Source organism: Aeromonas sp. MTB (genome assembly GCF_056632455.1).
In genome coordinates this window covers 1,576,333-1,598,031 of record NZ_CP147026.1, presented here as the reverse complement: position 1 = coordinate 1,598,031, position 21,699 = coordinate 1,576,333, and the positions used below count along the sequence as shown (strand labels likewise).

Genomic DNA, 21,699 nt, shown 5'->3' with positions numbered 1-21,699 from the left:
GAATTGGAGAAAATGGACAAGGCTACCGCACGGTCTCTGTCAACCCTTCCTGCCCTTCATGGCAATTTTTACTGCAAGAGCCGTGCCTGACCAAGCTAATTCATTGATATGACTTGATTTATGTGACCTGACATCCACTATTCAATGCGAGTAAGCTGACGGCTGCAGGCCACCAGCATGTCGATGCCGTCCCAGAGCCATTCGAATGCCAGCGCCTGTCCCGGACTTGCCACCCTATCGATACGACAGCAAGGCGACAGCTGTAGCGCACACTCAAGCCGCATTTTATCTGCCCCAACCCAGACACAGGTCTGCATATCCCACGGTTGTAACAGAAACTCATCAAGGGTATCGGCAACAAATTCGGCAACTGTACCTCCTCCGATGTGTGCAAGCCGCAAAGAGGCTGTGGGAGTCAATAAGGTGACGCCAGCAAAGGTCCCCAGCTGCATCTGACCATCGAGAGCGGCATTTTGTTGACAATTGATGAGGCGTTCCATCATCAGGGCAGGGCTGTCTGCAAAGGGGGCAAAGACTGCTTCGAGCAAACGACGGCGCAACACACTATCGGAAGTGCCCAACCAGCAAATCGTGGTGGGCGAGGCGCAGGCTTGCTGATTGAAGCGAGTAAAGTCTTGTTGCAAAGCCACGACCACTTGCCGCCACGCTGCAGCATCCAGGCTGGCGAGCCATTGGCTATCAAATACCGCCATGGAGCGGCGATCCGGAAACACGATTTCCTGAGCGCGGGGTGAAAGCGGAATAGCCCGTACCCGACCGATGGTTTCATCACCGCCCCAAATGATGCGAAGGCGGCACCGGGCCGACAGCCAGGCGGTGACGCGCTCGTCATGGTCATACCGGATGAAACGGGTACGCGAGGCAATCTCTTGCCACTCGGGCAGAGAGAATAGCTCGTTCAGGATGGTCAACATGGCCTCTTGCACCGGGTCGATGCGCGATGAGAGACGAACCACGGACCCATTGCCCATCAGCATCGCCATGATCCAGGAGTAGAACGCGACGGTCGGCACGTTGGAGGGAACCAGATGAAAAACTATCCCCAAGGGTGCACGCCCTGCCATGCGTTTGCGCTGCACCTCAATTTGGCGAGGCCGCAACCAAAAACCAAAAGCGGCCAGATCCGGGTTCTCTCGCCCCTCCTTCAGCAGACGAGCAGAGAGCGCAGCCACAAAGTCACAGATGACGGGCGCAAAACTTGGTAACGGGCAAGTGACAAAACCTTGCCAGCCGCTGACGGGAGCCACGAAAGCGACCTCTGGCCCCGCTTGCCAGATGGCATCTTCTTCATCTGACCGGCTCACTGGAAAGTGTCGCTGCATCCCCTCACCTCGGCGCCTTGCTGACGCCCTGATACATGAAAATAACGGCCGAGACGTCCGCAGGGGCAATCATCCTCACCCAGCAGCACACCGAGATCCTCGCTGAGCAAACTGTGGCCTGGATAACTTTGGGGAATGGCAGAGATCACCTGCAACAAGCCTGGCTGGCCGTTCCCGAGCGGTCGATGGGTCAGCGGATCCCGCACCAGTAGATCGGCAAAGAGGGGAGCATGAAGATGGCCATGTTCGCACTCGACAAATACCGACCCCACCTGCTCCACCATGCCATAGAAGTTGTGCACCCGACTCAGCCCCAGCTGTTCGCGGCAGCGGGCCTTGAAGGCAGGATTGTCCACCGCTAGGTGCTGCAGCTTCTTCCAGCCACCGCTGTGAAAAAGCGTGCCCTGCGTCAACGGCAGTTGCAGACCGCGCTCACGCAGCGGCTCCAGCAGACATTGCCACACCATGAAGGTGAAGCCGAACAACAGGACTGGCTGGCCCGCATATTTGTCACAAAATGCCTCGATGACAGGCCAGTTGGGCCGCATCTGCTCATCGAGGGCATAAGTATGGTCACGGCCAAGGAAGGAGAGCCCCAGCGCACCGGCTCCGCGGGCTGAAAAGCCGCTGCGGTTTTGAATAAGGGCAGGTTGCTCCACCAGCAGCATGGGCAGCCGCTGCTTGCCGACGAACTCTTGCAGGATCTTCACCAGCACCTTGCTCTGCAACGCGGCTGTATCCCGATCCAGCACGATCCGTGACGGCGTTCCGGTAGTGCCAGAGGAGGTGAGCACCTTGAATACCTCTTCTTGCGGCACGCTCTGCCATTGGGCCAATTTGAACAGGCGGGCGGCCAGATAAGGAAGCTCTTGATAGGTCGAGGCCTGACCCCAGCCAAACGCCGACAGAATATTGGCAAAAGCTGGACACCCCTGCGCATGGCGCTGCGTCAATTCATTCAGGCGAGCAAGGAGCAACCAACTTTTTTCATGTTGAGACAGCCCGAAAACCGGCGCATCAAACAGCCTGTTCATAGCTGCTCCAATTGTGTTAACAGGGCCGGATAATCGATCTTCATATTGCTGCGTCGTGGCAAATGATGCCGATAAATGCGAACGCTTGATGGCGGCACCATCAGCCAGCGGGCCAGCTCCAGCTGCAGTGCGTCACTGGGGCACGCGTCTGCCTCGATAGCCACCAGCAGGCAATCATCACGGCCGGTCGCAGCGCAGGAATAGCCCCTCCCCTGCAACCAGGTTTCCACTTCAGCCAAGCTCACCCGTTTGCCAAACAGCTTCAGGAAACGGTTGAGTCGTCCGGTCAGATAGAATCGGCCCGACTCATCACAACGAGCCAGATCGCCGGTAAAGAGCGCATCCATATCACGCCCCCGAGCCAGATCTTCAGGGCGCTCCGCATAGCCCAACATCACATTTGGCCCTTGGTAAACCAGCTCTCCCTCCCCGTCGGGAAAGCCGGACTCATGACGAAGAGAGAGGCACCCGCCCGGTACGGCACGGCCGATCGCATCCGGAGCAACAATCACTTCATCGTGAGCCAACCAGGCGATGCGCGGCGCCGCTTCGGTCTGACCATACATCACGAAAAAACGGCGTCCCAGCGCAGCTGCCTGTTCGGCAAATTGCTTTGCCAGTGCCGGCTCAAGCCGTCCTCCGGCCTGGGTCAGCGTCATCAGGCTGGGATAGCGGGTCCAGTCAAAACGCAAGCGGTTAAGCATCTGAAAGGTAAACGGGACCCCCGCCACGCTAGTGACCTGATGACGATTTACCTCATCCCAGAATTGGCGCTCAAGGGGACTGGCAGTGCATGAAACCAGAGAGGCGCCAACCAAAAGATGGCTGTTAAGTACCGACATCCCGAAGGAGTAAAAAAGTGGCAACGAGGTGATGGCTCGCTCACCCCCGTTCAGCGCCAGATATTCGGCGATGGCCGCGGCATTGGCATCAAGATTGGTTCGCGACAATCGCACCCATTTGCAGGAGCCGGTACTGCCCGATGTCGGCAGCAGCAAGGCCAACTCAGGGTGAAACAAGGGCGCATCGCCAAGATGCGCAACTGCCCCATCCTCCAACACCCGCAGACTGACACCAAAGCGCTGGCACTGCTCATGGTGCAACTGGGCATCCTGTGCAGGATCGGCCAACATGATGGCGTGGCCATCACGCAGGGCCAGCAAGTAGTGAAGCAGATGCAGGGTGGACGTCACAAATGGCAGGTAGACCAAATGACGACCGACGGGATAGGTGGTAGCCAACTGCGCCACACGCCGAGCCAGCTCACCATAACTGAGCCATCCCTCTTGCGGGTCTCGCCAGGCGGGCTCGTCATTACTTTCAACCAGATGCGTCAACAAATCAGGCTGGCTCAAATCACCATCCCCCCATCGACCCCAATCACCTGCCCGGTCACATAGCTCGACAAGTCGGATGCGAGAAACAGGGCCACCTTGGCCACTTCTTCTGGCGTACCAATCCGCCCCATTGCGATGCTGGCCACCCGCTCGGCAAACTTATCTTGCGGGATGGCGTGGGCCATATCGGTATCGATAAAACCGGGAGCAATCGCATTGACCCGGATCTGTCTGGCGGCCAGCTCCTTGGCCAGTGACTGGGTAATGCCAATCACCGCCGCCTTGCTGCCGGCATAGCAGCTGAGCCCAGCCGTCCCCACTTGCCCCATCAGGGAGGCGAGATTGATGATGCTGCCGCCACCACTGCGCGGCATCAGGCGGGCGGCATACTGGCTGCAATAGATCACACTAAAGGTATTGTTGCTGAATGTCTTTTGCAGATGGGTCTGGTTCGCCATCCCCAATAACGCCTCTTCCAGCATGCCGGCATTGTTGACCAGCACGTCCAGCTGGCGAGTCTGAGCAAACAGCTGCTGAAAGGCCTGCTTGACCGCAGACGGATCAGCCACATCAAAGCAGAGAGGCTGGCAAGGCACGCCAAACTCGGAACCAATCGCGGTCGCCAGCAGGCTCATCGTTACCTCATCACGGCCTCCCAGCCACAGTTCAGCCCCCTGATAGGCAAACTGGCGGGCGATGGCAAGCCCGATGCCACGCCCGGCACCGGTGATCAACACCCGCTTGCCCTGCAACAGTCCCTGCATCAGAAAGCGACCCCGTATTTGGCCAGGATCTCCCGCGCCTTGACGACCGAACTCATGTCGATAATGTCATCGGTGTCGAGCAATACACCGTAGTTATCCTCCAACTGGGCAATCAGCCCCATGTGGGCGACGGAATCCCACTGCGGGATGCTGTTGTAAGCCAGCCCATCGCTGACGCTGCCGATATCAATACCCAAAGCCTCGGCAAAAACCTGTTCCAATGCGATTGTCATCTGAAAAATCTCCGTAGCCGCTCACGGGCGGTATAGTAATTCGCCGGCAGCAGTTCCAATGCAAAAAATCCGTTATCTTGTCCTATCTGGCGGTAACCCAGTTGTTCATTCAAGCGCAGGGCCGAGCGATTGTTCTCCCGAACCAGGGTGCGGATACAACCGATGTGCAGCTCATCAAAACCCTGATCAAGCTGGGTTAAAGCAGCAGCAACGGCCAACATGGGATGCCGCACGCCTGAGTTGCCCAGATAGAGTCCCGCATCGGCAATCACCTGACCCTGCAGCTTGCCCTGGCACTCACCTTTCAGATTGACGTAACCCGCTCGCACGCCCTTGCACCAGAGCACCCAGTGCTGCTGATCCTGTCGTTCACGGGTGGCGACAAACCATTGGCGCTGTTGCCGCGGCGAAATACGCGTCTGGGATACCATCTGCATTCGCACCTCATCCTTATTGCGCCAACGTCGCAAGGCAGGAAGATCCCACGGCTCTATCGGGCGTAACTCAACGCCATAACTCATCTTCAACGTCATCCACTTTTCATTACCTGTCTCTCTTATCGACCACACTGCTGCCATTCCGTAGCAAAAATCGATAATACAAGCAGAAAAAACAGTATAATATCAAAAATAATCAAAGAGTTGTCATCGATTATCCTGGCTTTGGCCAGTCATTGATCCAGCAGAGAGAGCCCATCATGGCCATCGCCATTATCCCAGCCCGGGGTGGCAGCAAACGCATTCCACGCAAGAATATCCGCCCCTTCTGTGGTCAGCCCATGCTCGCCTATGCCATCCAGGCGGCGCAGAAATCTGGCTGTTTCAGCAAGGTGGTGGTCTCCACCGATGATGAGGAGATCGCCGAAGTTGCTCGTCAACTGGGCGCGGAAGTGCCATTTCTGCGGCCAGCCAACCTCGCCGATGATCACACCGGTACCACCCATGTGGTTATCGACGCCATCCAGCGGCTCGACCAGCTCGGCATCCAGGCAGAGCACTACTGCTGCATCTATGCCACAGTGCCGCTGATCCAAGCGGCCGACCTGCGCGCCGCCCACGATCGCCTGCTCGCCAGCAAGGCCCCCTTCGTCTACATGGTGGCTGAATTCGGCTTTCCTATCCAGCGCGCCGTGCGCATGGATGAGCAGGGCCGGGTCACTCCCTTCTGGCCGGAGCAGATGGCGAAACGCTCTCAGGATCTGGAGCCTGCCTATCAGGATGCCGGCCAGTTCTATTGGGGTACGCGGGCTGCCTGGTTGGGCGGGATCAGCCCCGTCGGTGGAGAGGGGATCGGCCATATTCTGCCAAGACACAGGGTGGTCGATATCGATACGCCGGAAGATTGGCATCTGGCTGAACTGCTTTATCAGGTGCTGGGTCAAGATGGTGTTTAAGGTTGCCTTCCGGCTCGATGCCGGGGCCGAGATCGGGTTGGGCCATCTGATGCGCTGTCTGGCCATTGCCGATCGGCTGAAAACGGCTGGCGCCGAGTGCCACTTTCTCTGCCATCAGCTACCGGCCCACCTGTTGCCACTGCTGCAATCCCACCAGCATTACCCTCTTTGCGCTCTGGACGACGCAGACCCCTTGCCCATCTTGCGTCCGGAGTGGCTGGTGTGTGATCACTACCAGATTGATCGACAGATCGAGCAGACACTGGCAATGCACTGTGGTCAGTTGCTGGTGATCGACGATCTGGCCGATCGCCCTCATCATGGTCAGTTGCTGCTGGATCAGGGGCCACTGCGCAGCGCCGCCGATTACCAGTCACTCGTCCCTGCCGACTGTCGGCTGCTGCTGGGCACCGACTATGCCCTGCTGCGCCCCGCCTATCGCCAGCTTGCACGCCAAAAGGTCAGCCGGTGGCAACGTGGCCTCATCTGCTTTGGCGGCGCTGATCCGGCCGGAGCCTGTCTCACGACCCTCAACAGCCTGACGCGGCTGCCCTGGGCCCGCACCATCCGCTGGACCTTGGTGGCGGGCGGCGCCAATCCGTTCTGGCCCGAGCTGGAGCAGAGAGTGGCCGAACTGACCGACCTCGACCTAGTGCTGCTGCGCCAGAGCGACCAGATGGCGCAACTGATGCAACAACACGACTTCGCCATTGGCGCTGCGGGCGGCATGACCTGGGAGCGAGCCTGTCTCGGCCTGCCGACCCTGGCGGTGCCCATCGTCGACAATCAGCAGTTCAACGACCAGGTGATCGCCCGCTTCCAGTTGGCCGAGCGGCTGACTCTGAGCGAGCTGGCCGAGCCAGAGCTGCTGCTGCAAGCCCTGCAACGACTTGAATGGCAAGCAGATGACTATCGACGCCGCGGCCAGCAACAGGTGGATGGGCTGGGGCTGGATCGGCTCACCGCCTGGTTGCTGCAACAATCGGATTATCAACTGTTGCCATATGGCCATCAGTGGCAACTACGCCATGACGACCAACTGCTACTCACCCTGACGCTGAACGGCCAGCGGCTGACATGGCAGGCCACCCGGTCACTTCAGCCCACGGAGTGGCAAGAGCTGGCACATCGCTTGCAGACAATTTTCTCCCAATTTCCCCTCTATCTTGCCGAGCCACCGCAGATAGCGCCCCCTGCCCCTTGGCAACCGGCGCCGCAAGGCTGGCAACTTGGCATAGGAATCTGAACACAGATGCAGATCGATCATCGCTCCATCAACCAGGAACAGGCTCCCTATGTGATTGCCGAACTGTCGGCCAACCACAATGGCAATCTGGACCGCGCCCTGGCCATTATGACCGCCGCCAAAGCAGCGGGTGCCAGCGCCGTCAAGCTGCAAACCTACCGCCCGGATACCATCACCCTCAAAAGTGATCGACCGGAATTTCAGATCCACGGCGGTTTGTGGGATGGCCACAGCCTCTATGACCTTTATGAGTGGGCGCACACTCCCTGGGAGTGGCACCAGGCGCTGTTTGCCAAAGGGCGCGAGCTGGGGCTGACGGTCTTTAGCAGCCCGTTCGATTTCAGTGCGGTGGACTTGCTTGAATCACTGGACTGCCCGGCCTACAAAATCGCCTCCTTCGAGCTGGTGGATCTGCCCCTCATTCGCTACACCGCCCAGACCGGCAAGCCGCTTATCATGTCCACCGGCATGGCGGACGAGGCCGAGATCGCCGCCGCGGTCGAGATGGCACTCAAGCACGGCAACGGCCAGCTGGCGCTGCTGCACTGCGTCAGCGGCTATCCGGCGCCGGCGGCCGAATATAACCTGCGTACCATCCCCATGTTGCGCCAGCGCTTCGGGGTCGAGGTGGGGCTCTCCGATCACACCCTGGGGTCGGCCACAGCCATCGCCGCTACCGCGCTCGGGGCCACCCTTATCGAGAAACACTTCACCCTGGCCCGCGCCGACGGCGGGCCGGATTGCGCCTTCTCAATGGAACCGGCCGAACTCACCGAGCTGGTAACCTCGGTCAATACCGCCCATGCCGCCCTCGGAGTGGCCGATTACCATCTCACAGCCAGTGAACAGGGTAACCGCGCTTTTCGCCGCTCCCTCTATCTGGTCAAGGAGATGGCAGCTGGCGAGGTGCTCACCGCAGAGCACATCAAATCGGTGCGCCCCGCCCTCGGCCTGCCCCCGGCCGATTACGATCGGCTCATCGGCAAGCAGGTCAACCGCGACATGGCAGCCAATCAGCCTCTCAACTGGGATTGGATTGCACAAGATGAATGAAGATCTGCTGCGCCATCATCTGGCGATAATCGAACAGCGTTGGCCACAGCTTGCTGCCCACCTCACGGTGACACAGCTGGGCGATCTGCAGGTGGAGTTGTGTGAAGGCCTCAGCAGCACACTGCTGGTCAATGGCATCCAGCTCACCAGCCGGCACGATCGGGTGAAGGAGGCCGAACTGCAAGCGGCAACTCTTCCCGATGTACCCGTGCTGCACCTTTATGGCACCGGACTCGGCGATCTGCAGAAGGTGTTGCTGACACGCCCCCGGTTAGAAACCCTCCATGTCCATATCATGCACCACAATCTCTTCACTCTGGTGCTGGCCTTGCTCGAGCACGACGAGTGGCTGCAAGACCCCCGGGTAGAGCTGAGCCTCGCGGCCGATGAACAGGAGATTGTCCTCCCCTTCTTCGCCCTCCCCAGCGAACTGGAGCTGGCCGAAGATGCGGCCTGCCGCATTCGTGGTCGACTGGTGAGCGAAGTGATGGCGACTTACACCAAGCAACGCTTCGTCCCGGACTTGCCGCGCATTACCGGGCGACTGACCGAGAATCTTCCACTTGTGGGTGAAGATGGCGATGTTGCCACGCTTTTTGGCTCACACTCGGATGCTACTGCACTGGTCATCGCCAGCGGTCCCAGCCTGCAACACCACCTCCCTCGCCTTGCAGGCTTGTTGCAGCAACATCCCGAGTGGAAGGTACTCTGTGTCGATACTGCGCTCGCCCCTCTGCGACAATACGGCATCAGTGTGGATCTGGTCGTAACTATCGACGACGCTCTGACTCCGGATCGACTGGCAAGCCAAGGGCTCACTTCGGTTCCTCTGGTATATGCCCCCATGGTGCCCCATGAGACGCTTGCAAGTTGGCAAGGGCCGCGTTTTACCGCCTACTCCATCAGCCCCGTGTATGAGCAACTTCGTCACACTCATCCCAAAGGGTTACTCCATCAAGGAGGCAGCGTGATCCATCCCACCGTCGATCTCGCCGTCAAGATGGGTTGTAGAGAGATCATTCTGCTCGGCTGTGACTTCGCCTTCCCCGGTGGCCAGACCCATACCGGCTGGGATGATGGTGCTTTGGGTCCTGTTGCCAGCCAGGCCCTCAGCTGGGTACTGGATGGCCATGGTCAGCGCGTCAGCACCAACCCCAATTTCACCACCTATCAGATCGAGCTTGAGCGCTATATGGCAAGCCACCCGGAAGTCAAATTCTGGAACAGCAGCCGCGACGGTGCGGCCCTGCTCGGTTGTGACTATCATCCGGAGCTGATGCCATGACCATCACAGAGCAGTGCATTGCACTGGCACACCATTTTCGCCTTGGCCTTCATGTTGAAAGTGCGCTGCTGCTACCGGCTCTGGTAGAGCAGGCATTGCATGCTCTACCTCCGGAGCACCAAGGCGATGCCGTGACCATAGTGAGTGCCCTGCTGGCTTGCCAGGAGCGCCATGACTGGTTGGGATTGGCAGACTGGCTTGAAGTTGAGTTCGCGACTCTTCTTACAACGCCAGAGAAATAATAATGCTGAGCGGGTGAAACGAAAGGAATTTCATATGCGAGCATGATAAAAAACTTGCTCGCAGTAACACCCCAAACGCATGTCACGTTTGGGGCCACAGTTTCTAAATGATAGCTGATAAGTGATTTAGAACACCACATGTATAACGTGACAATAGATACACGTTATAACACACCACTACTTAAATATATTGAGACCTATAAAATAGGCTGTATCATGTCGTTCCAATGCTCCAGCATAAATATGTTTGGCATCAGTAAAAAACCGCTCCAATATAGTGATTGTAGAGTTTAACTTTTCTGTCAGCACATCATCAGAGTCATTGATATGAGCCATCATCAAACTGATGATATTGGCATAAAAATAATTTATTGATCCTATCAACACACGGTAAAGATGACTATCACGACTCATGAACAAATACAGCAGATAATCATGATGGCGTTGCATCATCGATTGAATTGCGTTGTGTTCACGAGGAACTGCTTTCCAATCATCAAGCAGTTTATTAACTACATCATTAAAAAACGGCACGTTAATGGCAGATTGGAAATCAATACTGGCTACATTAAATGGTTTGAAACAACGTGACAGCAAATCATCAATGAAGGCTCGCTTATTAAAATCTGGCCAAGTGGGGTTGATATGCTCAACCCGACGAGGTTCGGCACCAGCAACATAAGCACCATCACTACTATTGACACAACGTATTTCAGGATTATTTTCCAAAACCTGAGCCATATTGTGAATAGAGAGACCAAATAAATGATTGATACGGACTTCACCACCAAAGTTACCACGAGCTGGAAATGTCTCGTTCAGATCCTGATGGTATTTTGCCTCCTGCTTTTCATTATAATACAGGCTCAAACTAGAATGATGCTTATCAGCAAACTTATACCCATTGTCGATCCCAAACAGATAGATATCCTTAAAGCCAAGCAACGCTGCGTAATTAAGACCGGTATTCCCAACAAATGGATTAGAGTATTCAATTGAATCAAATTCAAACTGCTTACCAAAGTGAGTGGTCAGCAGTTTATACATGGGCTCATTGGGTTTAAATGCCAACCCGGTTTTGCGGAAAAATGTCTTGCACTCAGGATGAATCACATCCACGCTTAAAAAAACACTATCCTTGAGAAACTCCCCTGCATCCAAAATATGCAAAAAATCTGCTGAACTTTTGGTACGCTCAACAGCAACATAAATATCTGGCTTGATTCCAGCTTTATAAAGTGCACTGACTGCAGTGCCACAGGCAATGATAATAGCCTGACGTTGATGATCTCGAATAAAATCAATGCTCTGATCTAACGATGGCCCGTTTCCAACAACAAATACAGGTATAGCCTCAGATGAGGACGTATCACGTTGGCGCAGAAGAAATGGTGTGCCATCTTGCAGATGACTATGGCTATGAGCTAGAGCAAAGACATTATCATCAAAAAAACCCCAACCCGTACGCAGCAGATAGAACTCATTTTCAACCTGGTTAATAAGCGAATGCAACTTTGGCGAATGATAATGGCAGAATGAGAAATATGCTGCAGACCAGAATGCCCCTTTACGATGAAGCGCTTCCATCATATCGGCTGCTAATAATTTCTCGTCAACTCCTATAAATAAATGCAAGCTTAATGACTCTTGCTCCATATAATCCAGCAAAGAGCACCAGTCAAAACAATATAAAGATGCATAAAACATATCAAGATCTGGTTCAAAGGCGAACAAATTCTTGACTTTGCATCGCTCGTATAAATAGCCCAGTTGATAACCCAAACCTATTCCATACATCAAGGATAATGGGATATCCATTGATAGTGCACTCTTGAGTGATAACCCTTCGAGCGTTGATTGTTGTTTAAGCTTGGATATTTCATTGTTATATTTTATATGTATTTGGTCATCAAAATACCATTGTGGTGCAAAATCAATACATTGCAAAATACTTTGTTCAATTACGTCATCAATTTGTGATTCAGCATCTGCGAATGGATCGTCACCGTATAACGAAACTTGCTCATCAAGCCACAATATATTAGGGATGCCATTTTCATTGCAAAAAAAACGGAATGGCCGTACTGGTTGATATGATTCAAAAAAATCATATATACTTGGCATGAATTCTTTAAAGGCATCCATGTTCATTGCAAAACGAACAGGCAATACCTCCAACATAGCAATTTCCTGTTGCTTTTGCCTCTCAAGGCGAACAAGTTCACTCTCGATATTTGTAATTTCTTGTTTAATATCCATGTATGCCTAACCTGCGTTCAGCTTGTACATATCAGATGCTCGACCTGCTTTTGAAAATTTCCACAAAGCTGCTTCTGTCTGATTCTTTGCATGTTCTATCAGCTCATGTAGGGTTTGAAACTGCACCAATGCTTGTTGGTGATCCATGTCAAGAACCACATGTGGAGGGATATTCTGGAAAACAGCATCAAGGAGAATGAGATAATGGTCGATCAACTGTTCAGCCGTTTGCACATCCTCCTGTTCGAACAAGGTCAGTAACTCTTGACCTGCTGCGATTAATTCTGGCAAACGGTTATTGCTCATTCGGTTCCGCCCACTTTTTGTTGAGCCAAGGCCTTATCTCGCTCCTCGACAGGAATAGCATCCCAACCGCTTTTAACTGTCAGCATCAGATTCATAACCTCATCGACAGCTGTGATATCCATATCACGGCTGGCATCCATCATCCTAGCTTTCATGTAGTCATAAAGCGCAGAAAGGTCTTCGGGAACCTTACCATAAGAGAGATCAAGTGAATCTTGCAGCCCGTTGATAATGGCCATTGCTTTAGAGATAGACTGGGATTTTTGCTCAAAATCTCGACGTTCGATAGCACCACGAGCCTGAGCCAAGCGCTCCAGGCAACCTTGCATCAAAAGTTGAATCACGCGGTAAGGATCGGCTACTGCCAATTCGGATTGCAGATTCTGGGTGGTATAGGCCTTTATATTTTTATGATACATATGAAACACCACTCATGACTTCACATTAACTATTGTTTGTATTTAGCATACTTAAATATGAGGCAGATTTATTCATCTTGGCCAACATAGCATCCAGACTTCCGTAACGGGCCCGCAAGGTCTCTTCATACTTGGTCAGCTGAGTGGCAACATCGGACTCCTTACGACCCACTTCGCGCAGATCTGAATTCAAAGAGTCTTCCCGTTTCGCCAACAAACCACCGGTCTTGGAATAGGTTTCCAGCTGGTTGGCCAGCTGACCGGCGATCCCATCCTTACCGCCAAAAACTGCCACTACCTGATCGAAATTCTTGTCGATGGCCTCGTTTAACTTGGTATCGTCGATAGACAATACCCCCTTGTTATCCATCTTTATGCCCATCTGAAAAATCGTTTTATAAGTAGAGGAGTTTTTCGAAGGCTCGGTGATGATGCCATTCATCATATTGACTACGGCACGCGTCGTTGCATCGCCCGCCAGAGCCCCACCATCATTCTTGCTCTTCCCTTCAACGATCGTATTACGCTTGCCGAGCTCATTGCTCTTCTTCACCAGCGCGTTGTAACCGTCGACAAAGCTTTTGACCATGTCCTTGATGCCAGCCTTGTCGGTGGTCACGTCAACCTTGTTAGAGCTGTAGGTCTTGACCGAATTACCGCTGGCATCGGTAGAGGTTGTGCTATCCGACTCCCGCAACACGGTCAGTTTAAGTCCGACAATGGTGCCATCGAAGGTATTGGATGAACTGGTCAGAGTATTTCCATCAACGGTGATCTTGGCATCTTGAGCATCTTGGCGCTTGGTCAGTTTGGATACGAGATTATCGGTCAGGTCGGTAGTACTGCCAGTGATCTGCAGGTCCTTGCCGCTGCCGCTTACCCCGGAATCGATCATCAGCTTGGATTTACCATCGGAGGTATTGACTATATTGACGCTCAAACCGAAATTGTCGGCGTCATTGTTGATGCGTTTACGGATGGACTGTAGTGAATCCCCTGCTTTCACATCGACATCGAAGGTCTTGTCACCAGCCTTGAAGGTCAGCTTCCCATCCTCAGTGATAAGGGGAGTCGTCGATGAGTCGAAAGTACCGTCAAATTTACTGGTCTTCGCCAATTGTTCGACGCTGATATCATATTGCCCGTTGGAAGCCCCCGCCTTGCTCTCCACCTTGAGAACGGGTTTGTCCTTGTCCTGGGTAATATTAATCGAGCGTTTGTTGAACGCATCATCTTTGGACATGGCCTGAAGTGTCGTCACAAAAGAGGCGATGGCCGACTTCAACTGTCCAACCCCGGAGAGAGTGATCTGGGCATTGGTCTTTTTGGTGGTGATGGGCTGCATCAGTTGCGCCTTCTTGGCATTGACGCTCGCGGCAATGACAGACTCCAAGTCCAACTGTGAACCCGCACCAGCAGACGTAATCGTGGCCATTCTCACTCTCCTCGTAAAACTTGCGTATTAAATCTCTTTATCAAGCAATAATCCGACTCTTGAGCCACCACCGATAACATCAACTTCACGCAGATCCTTGAGCCGCTTGCTGATAGCCAGCAACTCTTCACTTGGGATCTGACGGATCATTGACTTGGTATTGGCGTCCATCACCTTGATAACAACTTGCTCGAGATCCTTTTCGACGCTGAAGTTGACGGTCCATCCCTGCAACTTGCTGAACTCCTGCAAGTTTTGTACCTCTTTTTCAATATCCTTATCTGAGACATCGGATTTGCGAACCTTCTCTTTGGCTTGCTCCTCTTGTTGTTTTTCCACATCCTGTGTCATCACCCGCTGCTCTTCCGCCATGCCAGATAGCACTTGAGCGGCCGATTGGCCGCTCTTGCTACTTGACTGAAGAGAAGAAGGAGTGACCGATGAGGGAATTCCAATGTCATTGGCCATATCGTCGCTCCTTTTCTATCTCATCACTACCCGTTAACCCAACAGGGACAGCGCAGATTGCGGTCTTTGGTTAGCTTGCGCCAGGATACTTGAAGCAGCCTGCTGCAGGATGTTCTGCTTGGTCAGGTTGGCGGTTTCTGTCGCAAAGTCCGCATCACGGATACGCGAACGTGCTGCACTCAAGTTCTCGGACACGTTGGACTGGTTGCGAATGGTCGAGTCGAAACGGTTTTGGACCGCACCAAGCTCTGCACGTTTGCTATCAACCGCCTTGATCATGTAGTCGAGGTTGGCCATAGCAGATTGGGCGCCACTGGCTGTTTTGATACTGTTCATGTTGGCAACAGTTACAGCAGTTGTCGCAGCGGTTACCTTGTACGGCTCTTTACTACCAGTAGAACCGGCGGCGATGGTGGCACTGCCTTTTGATGCGCCAGCAATACCGCTAATGGTAAAGGCACTGGTCATCTTGAAGGTAATGGTCTGGGTAGCATCCGCACCGACCTGGAATGAGCCTTTATATTTACCGTCCAGCAATTTCTGACCACCGAACGTGGTATCACTGGAGATGCGATCAATCTCGGTTGTCAGTTGATCGTACTCTTGCTGCAATGCAACGCGGTCATCCGTATTGTTGGAACCGTTGGCTGATTGCTGCGCCAGAGTCCGCATCCGCTGCAACATGGAGGTTATTTCATCCATGGCCCCTTCTGCGGTCTGGGCTACAGAAATACCATCGTTTGCGTTGCGGTTACCCTGGTTCAAGCCGTTAACCTGTGAAGTCAAACGGTTGGAGATCTGCAAGCCAGCAGCATCGTCTTTGGCGGTGTTGATGCGAAGACCGGATGCCAATCTGGTATAGGAGGTATCCAGAGACTTGTTGGTATTCATCAAGTTACGCTGGGCGTTCAATGATGAAATGTTGGTGTTGATATACATGGCCATAAAATATTCTCCCGAAGAACATGCGACTGCAGGTTGCGTCGTCTAAACAAAACGACGTCCCACCGTTTGAAGAGCAGGTTGAACATTCCTGTCTCTTCTGGCGGGTGTCTGTTTGAACGAACAGGTCACCCGCAGTAGTGCAAACGTTGGATTCCGAACACCCCTCGATTGCTTCACTTTATTTAACGGCAGCGCAGATACAAGCTTTAGGAAAATTGTTGCCTAAAGCGGCAAGTTTTCTCCGGCAAGCGGCAACAGAACATCAATTGAGCAGCATCACCATGCAAATCACCGCTGATGATGACCTCGTTTACGGGATAAGATGCGTTGGCACGGTTCATGCTTTGAACTGACAGAGTGACGTCAATTTGGCGACACAATAAAAAGAGGCCGGTAAACCGGCCTAAAGATGAGCATATGCTCAGGAGAATATGACCAAGCGTGACAGAACTGAACAGCTGGACAACACTTGGCATTACTAGTAGAGATTATATCTCTCCCGATAGAACAGAGTGCGACCCGAACACCCCTTTGTTCCATCTCTTGACCAGGGCGGCCTGAACAACCGCCCTGTTTTCTTTTGTTAGCCTTGCAACAGTGACAGTGCAGACTGCGGGCGCTGGTTTGCCTGAGACAGAATGGTCGATGCGGCTTGCTGCAGAATGTTCTGCTTGGTCAAGTTGGCGGTCTCGGTCGCGAAATCTGCATCGCGGATCCGTGAACGCGCGGCACTGACGTTTTCTGAGACGTTCGCCTGGTTGCGAATGGTTGAATCAAACCGGTTCTGCACTGCACCCAATTCAGCTCGCTTGCTGTCTACAACTTTAATCATGTAGTCGAGGTTGGCCATAGCAGACTGGGCCGAACTCGCCAACTTGATGCTATTCATGTTTGCCACAGTCACTGCGCTGGTTGAGGCCGTTACTTTGAAAGGCTCTTTGCTACCAGTTGAACCGGCAGAGATTGTTGCATTGCCCTTGGCTGCCGAAGCCATACCTGCAATGGTAAACGCAGTGGTCATTCTGAAAGTAATGGTTTGAGCAGCATCAGCACCAACCTGGAAAGAGCCGACATAACCACCGTTAAGCAATTGCTTACCACCGAATGTGGTATCTTTTGCAACACGATCAATTTCGGTCATCAGCTGGTCATACTCTTGCTGCAACGCGGTACGGTCATCAGTGTTGTTGGAGCCGTTGGCTGATTGCTGAGCCAGGGTACGCATACGCTGCAGCATGGAGGTCACCTCATCCATTGCACCTTCCGCAGTTTGCGCTACCGAAATACCATCGTTGGCGTTGCGGTTACCCTGATTCAAACCGTTCACCTGAGACGTCAAACGGTTGGCGATTTGCAGACCCGCAGCATCATCTTTAGCGCTGTTGATACGCAAGCCAGATGCCAGTCGAGTGTAGGAAGTATCCAGTGATTTGGTCGTATTCATCAGGTTACGCTGCGCGTTGAGTGATGAAACGTTAGTGTTGATATAAAGGCCCATGACTATTCTCCTAAGCTATTAAATTTACTCTTCTATTTGCTCAGGCTTTATTATTTTCCGTGCCCGATGCGTCTTATTTAACGGCCCGTTTTTGGATGTCTTTAGCATTTTTTTCAACGCTTCATCGCATTAACGCCGCTTACCTTATATATCGGCGGGTCGGGGGGATACTTAAGGAAAAAATCGGGCCAAAACCAGTGACAGACTCAACCTTCTGAAGCTCGCCAACGGCAGGGAGCAAACGAGACACTACCGTTCGTGCTGCGAGAAAAAATCCGTCCCGACTCTCAATTTTGTCGAGCACTGTTGGCGATTGGGCTCACCAGCCCCTAAAATCGCGGCCCCATCAACAATTTGGCGTGAGTTGTTCTCCATGCAGACACTGGTTGAGCAGATTGTTTACATCAGCGACATGTTTGGTACTGCGGTATTCGCGTTTTCAGGGGTATTGGTGGCTGGCCGACTCAGAATGGACGGGTTTGGCGTCATGGTTTTGGCGGCGGTCACTGCCATCGGCGGCGGCACCATCCGTGACATGATCCTGGGAGCCACCCCCGTGTTCTGGGTGCGCGATCCCCTCTATATCTGGGTCGTTATTGCGACGGCGTTGATCGGTATGTGGATGGTCAAACTGCCCCGCAGAATGCCCTGGTATGTGCTGCCGGTGGCGGATGCCTTCGGACTGGCCCTCTTTACCGTGATCGGTGCCCAGAAGGCCCTCAACTTCGGCACCCCGGGGCTGATTGCCGTGATCATGGGTACCATGACCGGGGTAGCCGGTGGCATGATCCGCGATGTACTGGCGCGGGAGGTGCCCATGGTGCTGCAAAAAGAGATCTATGCCACCGCCTGTATCCTCGGCGGCATTCTCTATACCCTGGCGCTGGAGGCGAACATGGACAGGGTAACGGCCATGCTCATCTGCATGACGGCCGTGTTTGGCCTGCGAGTAGCTGCTATCTACTGGCATCTGTCGCTGCCCACCTTCTCGCTGCAACGCAATTGAGAGCAGGCCCACAGCGTCATCATGTCGCTGTGGGCCGCGCGTTGAACCAAATAGGCTTTTCTGTTGTCATAGAAGCAGTCGTTGTTAGCCGGAACTTCTCATGCGCAAAATCGGTATGCTTACCACCCTCCTCCTGGCGAACGTGACGGCAGCCCACGCCGAAGCACAAGTGGTATTTGGACGACTGGCCTCGGCACCGGTGCAGCAGTTCAACCAGCAGATACGCCAGGCAAGCCATCAACAGCAAAACTGGGTTAATGACTACCGTGAGGTAGCTCTGCGATTCGTCGGTCATGGTGACACACCCAGCCGCATCCATGCCCAGCAGCTGGACAATGATCTGGTGCTCTCGGTCGCCCTCGACGGCAGCAAGAGCGACATGATCTACATCCTGACCCTCTATCGCAGCAACAACCTGTGGCAGATGCGGGAGGCGGAAATGGGCTGGCGTTGTCAGGGGCAAGACTCCTTCACTCCGGTTCCCTGTCCCTGATAGTCAGGGCTCACTCTGTGAAATAAAAAAATCCGGCACATTGGCCGGATTTTTTGATTGAAGGTAAAAACACGCTTACGGGCGGTACACCTTGACGTTGTCAAAGCCCTTCTCTTTCAGATAGAGCGCCTGCAGCTTGCTCATCACGCCGCGATCACAGTAGAGCAGGTAGGTCTTCTCTTTGGGCAGATCGCCAAAGGCGGTGGCCAGCTTGAAGAAGGGGATATGCAGTACTTCACGATCTTCCACCACCAGCGGCTTCTCGTCGTGTTCATCGGCAGAGCGGATATCCAGGATCACCTCGTCAGCGCCCAGCACCTGGGTGGTTTCCACCTCTTGCACTTCAGCGGCAGTCTCTTCACCGATACGGCGGATATCGAGGTAACGGGCCTCGGAGACCACCTTGTCCAGAATGGAGAAGTCAAAATTGGCCTCTTCCTCTTCAATGCGGGAGAGCTCGGCCTTCACGGTCGGCTTTTTGGAGATGACGCCACAGTACTCCGGCATGGTCTCGGCAAACTCCAAAGTGCCGATGCGGCGGGCTTCACTGATGATATCCGGCTTGTCCCAAGTAATGAGCGGGCGCAGGATCACCTTGTCGGTCACCCGGTCGATCACGTTCAGGTTGGTGAGAGTCTGGCTGGAGACCTGACCCACACACTCGCCGGTCACCAGCGCCGGGATCTGGAATTCATCGGCCACCTTGGCGGCAGCACGCATCATCATCCGCTTGAGCACCACGCCCATCTGACCGTTGTCGATCTTCTCGAGGATCTCGGCGACCACCGGCTCGAAGTCCACAGCAGTGAAACGTACCCGGTGGGATGAACCGAAGCGGTTCCACAGGTGATAGGCCACCTGCTTGACGCCGATCTCGTGGGCCGCACCGCCCAGATTGAAGAAGCAGTAGTGCACCCGGCAGCCGCGCTTGATGAACTGGAACGAAGCCACACCGGAGTCAAAACCGCCGGAGAGCAGACTCAGCACATCTTCCTGGGTCGCGATGGGCATACCGCTCAGACCCTGATGAATAGCACTGACGATAAAGAGCTCCTCGCCGTCGATCTCGAGGTTGATCTTCACGTCCGGGTTCTTGAGGCGCACACCATTGCTTTCGCAGTGCTGGTTCAGACCGCCCCCCACATAGCGCTCAACCTCGAGGGAGGAGAACTCATGCTTGCCGTGGCGCTTGGCGCGCACGCAGAAGGTTTTGCCCTTGAGCTGGTCGCCCCAAACGGCTTTCACCTGCTCGAAGATGTCGTGCAGATCGGTAAACTTGCTGGCTTGTACCTCGAGGAAGGCCTGAATGCCCGGAATACAGGCCAAAGCTTCGATAGCCTGCTCGCGGAACTGGTCATTGCGGGAGCTCACGATCAGCTTGTCCCAATCCATCCGTACGCGGGCATCGTCGTCGAAGCGGCGCAGGACATTGCGGATATTGCCCTGCAGGATCTTGATAAAGCGCTGGCGAACCGACTTGCTCTTGATGGTGATTTCCGGGAACAGCTTGATAATGAACTTCATGGTAATGACTCGGGTGACCTTGATTTAAGGGCGCGAATTATATCAGAACTTTGTGGCCAGCGCCTACTGGATGAGCGTTTGCTCACATTACCCCACGCAGTGTTTGCCGTGCAGCGCCAATCTTGCGTATATTCCCGACCCTGCGCCTCGCCAGATTTTTGACAACAGACTGATCCGATGAAGACCTATATCTACTACCCCGGCATGGAGGTACGCGACGAGCTCTGGCTCAAATTTGCCTTGCTCTATCTGGAGCGGCTTGCCTTTGTCTTCACCGTCAGCGAAAAGAGCGGTCTCACCGCCCTGCTCGATACCCTTCAACAGCAGAGCGATCTGCTAGCCGAGCGGCCCGATGCCGCCTTTTTTGCCGCCATTACCCCGCAATTGGAGAGCCAGATAAGCGGCCTGGTGGCCCCCGATTTCGTCCGCCACAAGGTGTTTGGCAACAAGGAGCTGATTGGTCGCTGGCGTCAGGAGGCCAACCACGACTGCTTCTGCCCGGATCAGGTAGGGCTGGAGCGGCTGCACGGCTTTTGCCTTACTCACGGCTTTGCGACCCGGGATGAAGGGGGGATCAGAATGGCGCGACGCTTTGCCAACCTGCTCTCCATGCGTCTTGCCCGTGAGTGGGCACTCGCCAATGACGGGGCGCTTATTACCGATCACGACTATCTGGATCGACTGCTCCATCTGCTCGAATCCCGCTACCACAATCGCGGCGGTCAGGATTGCTTCCTCCTCGAGATCCCGTTGCAAGTGCCCACTCACCTGGCCGACATTCCGTTTGCAGAGCTGATTGCCCTGCGCGGGCGCAGCGGCTTTCGCCAGCAGTTGGCCGAATTTCATCTGGCCCTCGACAACCTGCTCACCATGCTGGGTAGCGGCTATGCCGACCCGGCGACCCTGACCCGCTTTGAGCAGGCTCAACAAGGGCTCAATCAACTGCTCGGGCCCGAGACCCTCAGCATGCCACTCACCACCCTGGTCAGCACCAGCCTGCCCGCCGTAGCCATGCTCCACCAGTTAAAGGCGAGCCACCCCGAAAGCACCCTCATCTTCCATCCCATCAAGAAGAGCCACTTTCACCAACGCAAGAGCCAGCACTTCTTCACCCGGCTCGGTCATCTGCGCCAACAGGGCTGAATTGGCGGAATGAAAAAGGGGTTGGCATCTGCCAACCCCTCTCGTTTTCTGCGGCCTACCAATCATCACCCCGGTGATTGGCCCGCTCTTGCGCCTGCCTTCGCGCTTCCATCGCCCTGTCACGGCGGATATTGGCAGGGGTACAGGCAAACTGTTTCTGATAGCAACGCGCAAAACTCTCGGAAGCAGGTTCGAAAGGTGAATAGAACCCGGTACGTTCAGGAGAAACATGGTGATCACCATGATTGGTTGTGGCACAACCCGAACTCATCA

22 protein-coding genes are annotated in these 21,699 nt (G+C 54.2%); 8 read left to right on the top strand and 14 right to left on the bottom strand.

All coding sequences use genetic code 11. From position 1 onward, the window contains the following. Positions 1-137: 137 nt before the first annotated feature. The 6 genes from WBR25_RS07385 to WBR25_RS07360 are packed head-to-tail and all read right to left on the bottom strand — an operon-like array spanning position 138 to position 5,244. Complete coding sequence (locus tag WBR25_RS07385; protein WP_236561937.1) at positions 138-1,343, bottom strand: acyl-CoA reductase; 1,206 nt, start codon at positions 1,341-1,343, stop codon at positions 138-140. Continuing rightward, positions 1,322-2,377, bottom strand: coding sequence for a LuxE/PaaK family acyltransferase (locus WBR25_RS07380; RefSeq protein WP_429207609.1), 1,056 nt, complete (start codon positions 2,375-2,377; stop codon positions 1,322-1,324). The genes WBR25_RS07385 and WBR25_RS07380 overlap by 22 nt, the downstream gene beginning before the upstream one ends. Continuing rightward, positions 2,374-3,732, bottom strand: coding sequence for an AMP-binding protein (locus tag WBR25_RS07375; RefSeq protein WP_429207608.1), 1,359 nt, complete (start codon positions 3,730-3,732; stop codon positions 2,374-2,376). Before WBR25_RS07375 ends, WBR25_RS07380 begins: the two co-directional genes overlap by 4 nt. After that, a complete protein-coding gene (locus WBR25_RS07370; protein ID WP_479749643.1) occupies positions 3,729-4,478 on the bottom strand; it encodes an SDR family NAD(P)-dependent oxidoreductase in 750 nt (249 codons plus the stop codon). The genes WBR25_RS07375 and WBR25_RS07370 overlap by 4 nt, the downstream gene beginning before the upstream one ends. Continuing rightward, complete coding sequence (locus WBR25_RS07365; RefSeq protein ID WP_120413983.1) at positions 4,478-4,711, bottom strand: acyl carrier protein; 234 nt, start codon at positions 4,709-4,711, stop codon at positions 4,478-4,480. Before WBR25_RS07365 ends, WBR25_RS07370 begins: the two co-directional genes overlap by 1 nt. After that, positions 4,708-5,244, bottom strand: a complete 537-nt coding sequence (locus WBR25_RS07360) for a GNAT family N-acetyltransferase (RefSeq protein ID WP_120413982.1) — start codon at positions 5,242-5,244, stop codon at positions 4,708-4,710. The genes WBR25_RS07365 and WBR25_RS07360 overlap by 4 nt, the downstream gene beginning before the upstream one ends. 164 nt (positions 5,245-5,408) lie before the next feature. Here WBR25_RS07360 and pseF point away from each other — a divergent pair, with 164 nt between their 5' ends. Genes pseF through WBR25_RS07335 form a run of 5 tightly spaced genes read left to right on the top strand, consistent with a single transcriptional unit; the run spans position 5,409 to position 9,930 of the window. Next, complete coding sequence (gene pseF / locus WBR25_RS07355; protein ID WP_120414613.1) at positions 5,409-6,104, top strand: pseudaminic acid cytidylyltransferase; 696 nt, start codon at positions 5,409-5,411, stop codon at positions 6,102-6,104. Further along, entirely contained in the window at positions 6,094-7,350 is a 1,257-nt protein-coding gene (pseG, locus tag WBR25_RS07350) for a UDP-2,4-diacetamido-2,4,6-trideoxy-beta-L-altropyranose hydrolase (RefSeq protein ID WP_479749642.1), read from the top strand. The genes pseF and pseG overlap by 11 nt, the downstream gene beginning before the upstream one ends. 6 nt (positions 7,351-7,356) lie before the next feature. Further along, a complete protein-coding gene (gene pseI, locus WBR25_RS07345) occupies positions 7,357-8,403 on the top strand; it encodes a pseudaminic acid synthase (RefSeq protein WP_120413980.1) in 1,047 nt (348 codons plus the stop codon). Then, positions 8,396-9,688: a motility associated factor glycosyltransferase family protein gene (locus WBR25_RS07340; protein WP_120413979.1), complete on the top strand. Its 1,293-nt coding sequence runs from the start codon at positions 8,396-8,398 to the stop codon at positions 9,686-9,688. Before pseI ends, WBR25_RS07340 begins: the two co-directional genes overlap by 8 nt. After that, complete coding sequence (locus tag WBR25_RS07335) at positions 9,685-9,930, top strand: hypothetical protein (RefSeq protein WP_120413978.1); 246 nt, start codon at positions 9,685-9,687, stop codon at positions 9,928-9,930. Before WBR25_RS07340 ends, WBR25_RS07335 begins: the two co-directional genes overlap by 4 nt. A 177-nt stretch (positions 9,931-10,107) precedes the next feature. Here WBR25_RS07335 and WBR25_RS07330 read toward each other — a convergent pair whose 3' ends face one another. From WBR25_RS07330 to flaA, 7 genes are all read right to left on the bottom strand, one after another. After that, positions 10,108-12,189 carry a motility associated factor glycosyltransferase family protein gene (locus tag WBR25_RS07330; protein WP_120413977.1) on the bottom strand — a complete coding sequence of 694 codons (2,082 nt, stop codon included), beginning with the start codon at positions 12,187-12,189 and terminating at the stop codon, positions 10,108-10,110. 6 nt (positions 12,190-12,195) lie between these two features. Then, on the bottom strand, positions 12,196-12,495 hold the full coding sequence (locus WBR25_RS07325; protein WP_019446038.1) for a hypothetical protein: 300 nt from the start codon (positions 12,493-12,495) through the stop codon (positions 12,196-12,198). After that, complete coding sequence (gene fliS / locus WBR25_RS07320; RefSeq protein ID WP_019446039.1) at positions 12,492-12,914, bottom strand: flagellar export chaperone FliS; 423 nt, start codon at positions 12,912-12,914, stop codon at positions 12,492-12,494. The genes WBR25_RS07325 and fliS overlap by 4 nt, the downstream gene beginning before the upstream one ends. 25 nt (positions 12,915-12,939) lie before the next feature. Further along, complete coding sequence (gene fliD, locus WBR25_RS07315; protein ID WP_120413976.1) at positions 12,940-14,349, bottom strand: flagellar filament capping protein FliD; 1,410 nt, start codon at positions 14,347-14,349, stop codon at positions 12,940-12,942. 27 nt (positions 14,350-14,376) lie between these two features. Further along, positions 14,377-14,817, bottom strand: a complete 441-nt coding sequence (locus WBR25_RS07310) for a flagellar protein FlaG (RefSeq protein WP_120413975.1) — start codon at positions 14,815-14,817, stop codon at positions 14,377-14,379. Between the two features lie 33 nt (positions 14,818-14,850). Continuing rightward, complete coding sequence (gene flaB / locus WBR25_RS07305) at positions 14,851-15,762, bottom strand: flagellin B (RefSeq protein WP_019446042.1); 912 nt, start codon at positions 15,760-15,762, stop codon at positions 14,851-14,853. Between the two features lie 583 nt (positions 15,763-16,345). Beyond that, positions 16,346-17,260, bottom strand: coding sequence for a flagellin A (gene flaA, locus WBR25_RS07300; protein WP_019446043.1), 915 nt, complete (start codon positions 17,258-17,260; stop codon positions 16,346-16,348). Between the two features lie 373 nt (positions 17,261-17,633). Here flaA and WBR25_RS07295 point away from each other — a divergent pair, with 373 nt between their 5' ends. Then, positions 17,634-18,266: a trimeric intracellular cation channel family protein gene (locus WBR25_RS07295; protein WP_005333975.1), complete on the top strand. Its 633-nt coding sequence runs from the start codon at positions 17,634-17,636 to the stop codon at positions 18,264-18,266. A 100-nt stretch (positions 18,267-18,366) separates the two neighbouring features. After that, positions 18,367-18,759 carry a hypothetical protein gene (locus WBR25_RS07290; RefSeq protein WP_005333978.1) on the top strand — a complete coding sequence of 131 codons (393 nt, stop codon included), beginning with the start codon at positions 18,367-18,369 and terminating at the stop codon, positions 18,757-18,759. 75 nt (positions 18,760-18,834) lie between these two features. Here the strand turns inward: WBR25_RS07290 and thiI are convergent, their stop codons facing one another. Further along, on the bottom strand, positions 18,835-20,283 hold the full coding sequence (thiI, locus tag WBR25_RS07285; RefSeq protein ID WP_139463962.1) for a tRNA uracil 4-sulfurtransferase ThiI: 1,449 nt from the start codon (positions 20,281-20,283) through the stop codon (positions 18,835-18,837). Between the two features lie 177 nt (positions 20,284-20,460). Here thiI and WBR25_RS07280 point away from each other — a divergent pair, with 177 nt between their 5' ends. Then, positions 20,461-21,426: a hypothetical protein gene (locus WBR25_RS07280; RefSeq protein ID WP_279486878.1), complete on the top strand. Its 966-nt coding sequence runs from the start codon at positions 20,461-20,463 to the stop codon at positions 21,424-21,426. The last annotated feature ends 273 nt before the right edge of the window (positions 21,427-21,699 follow it).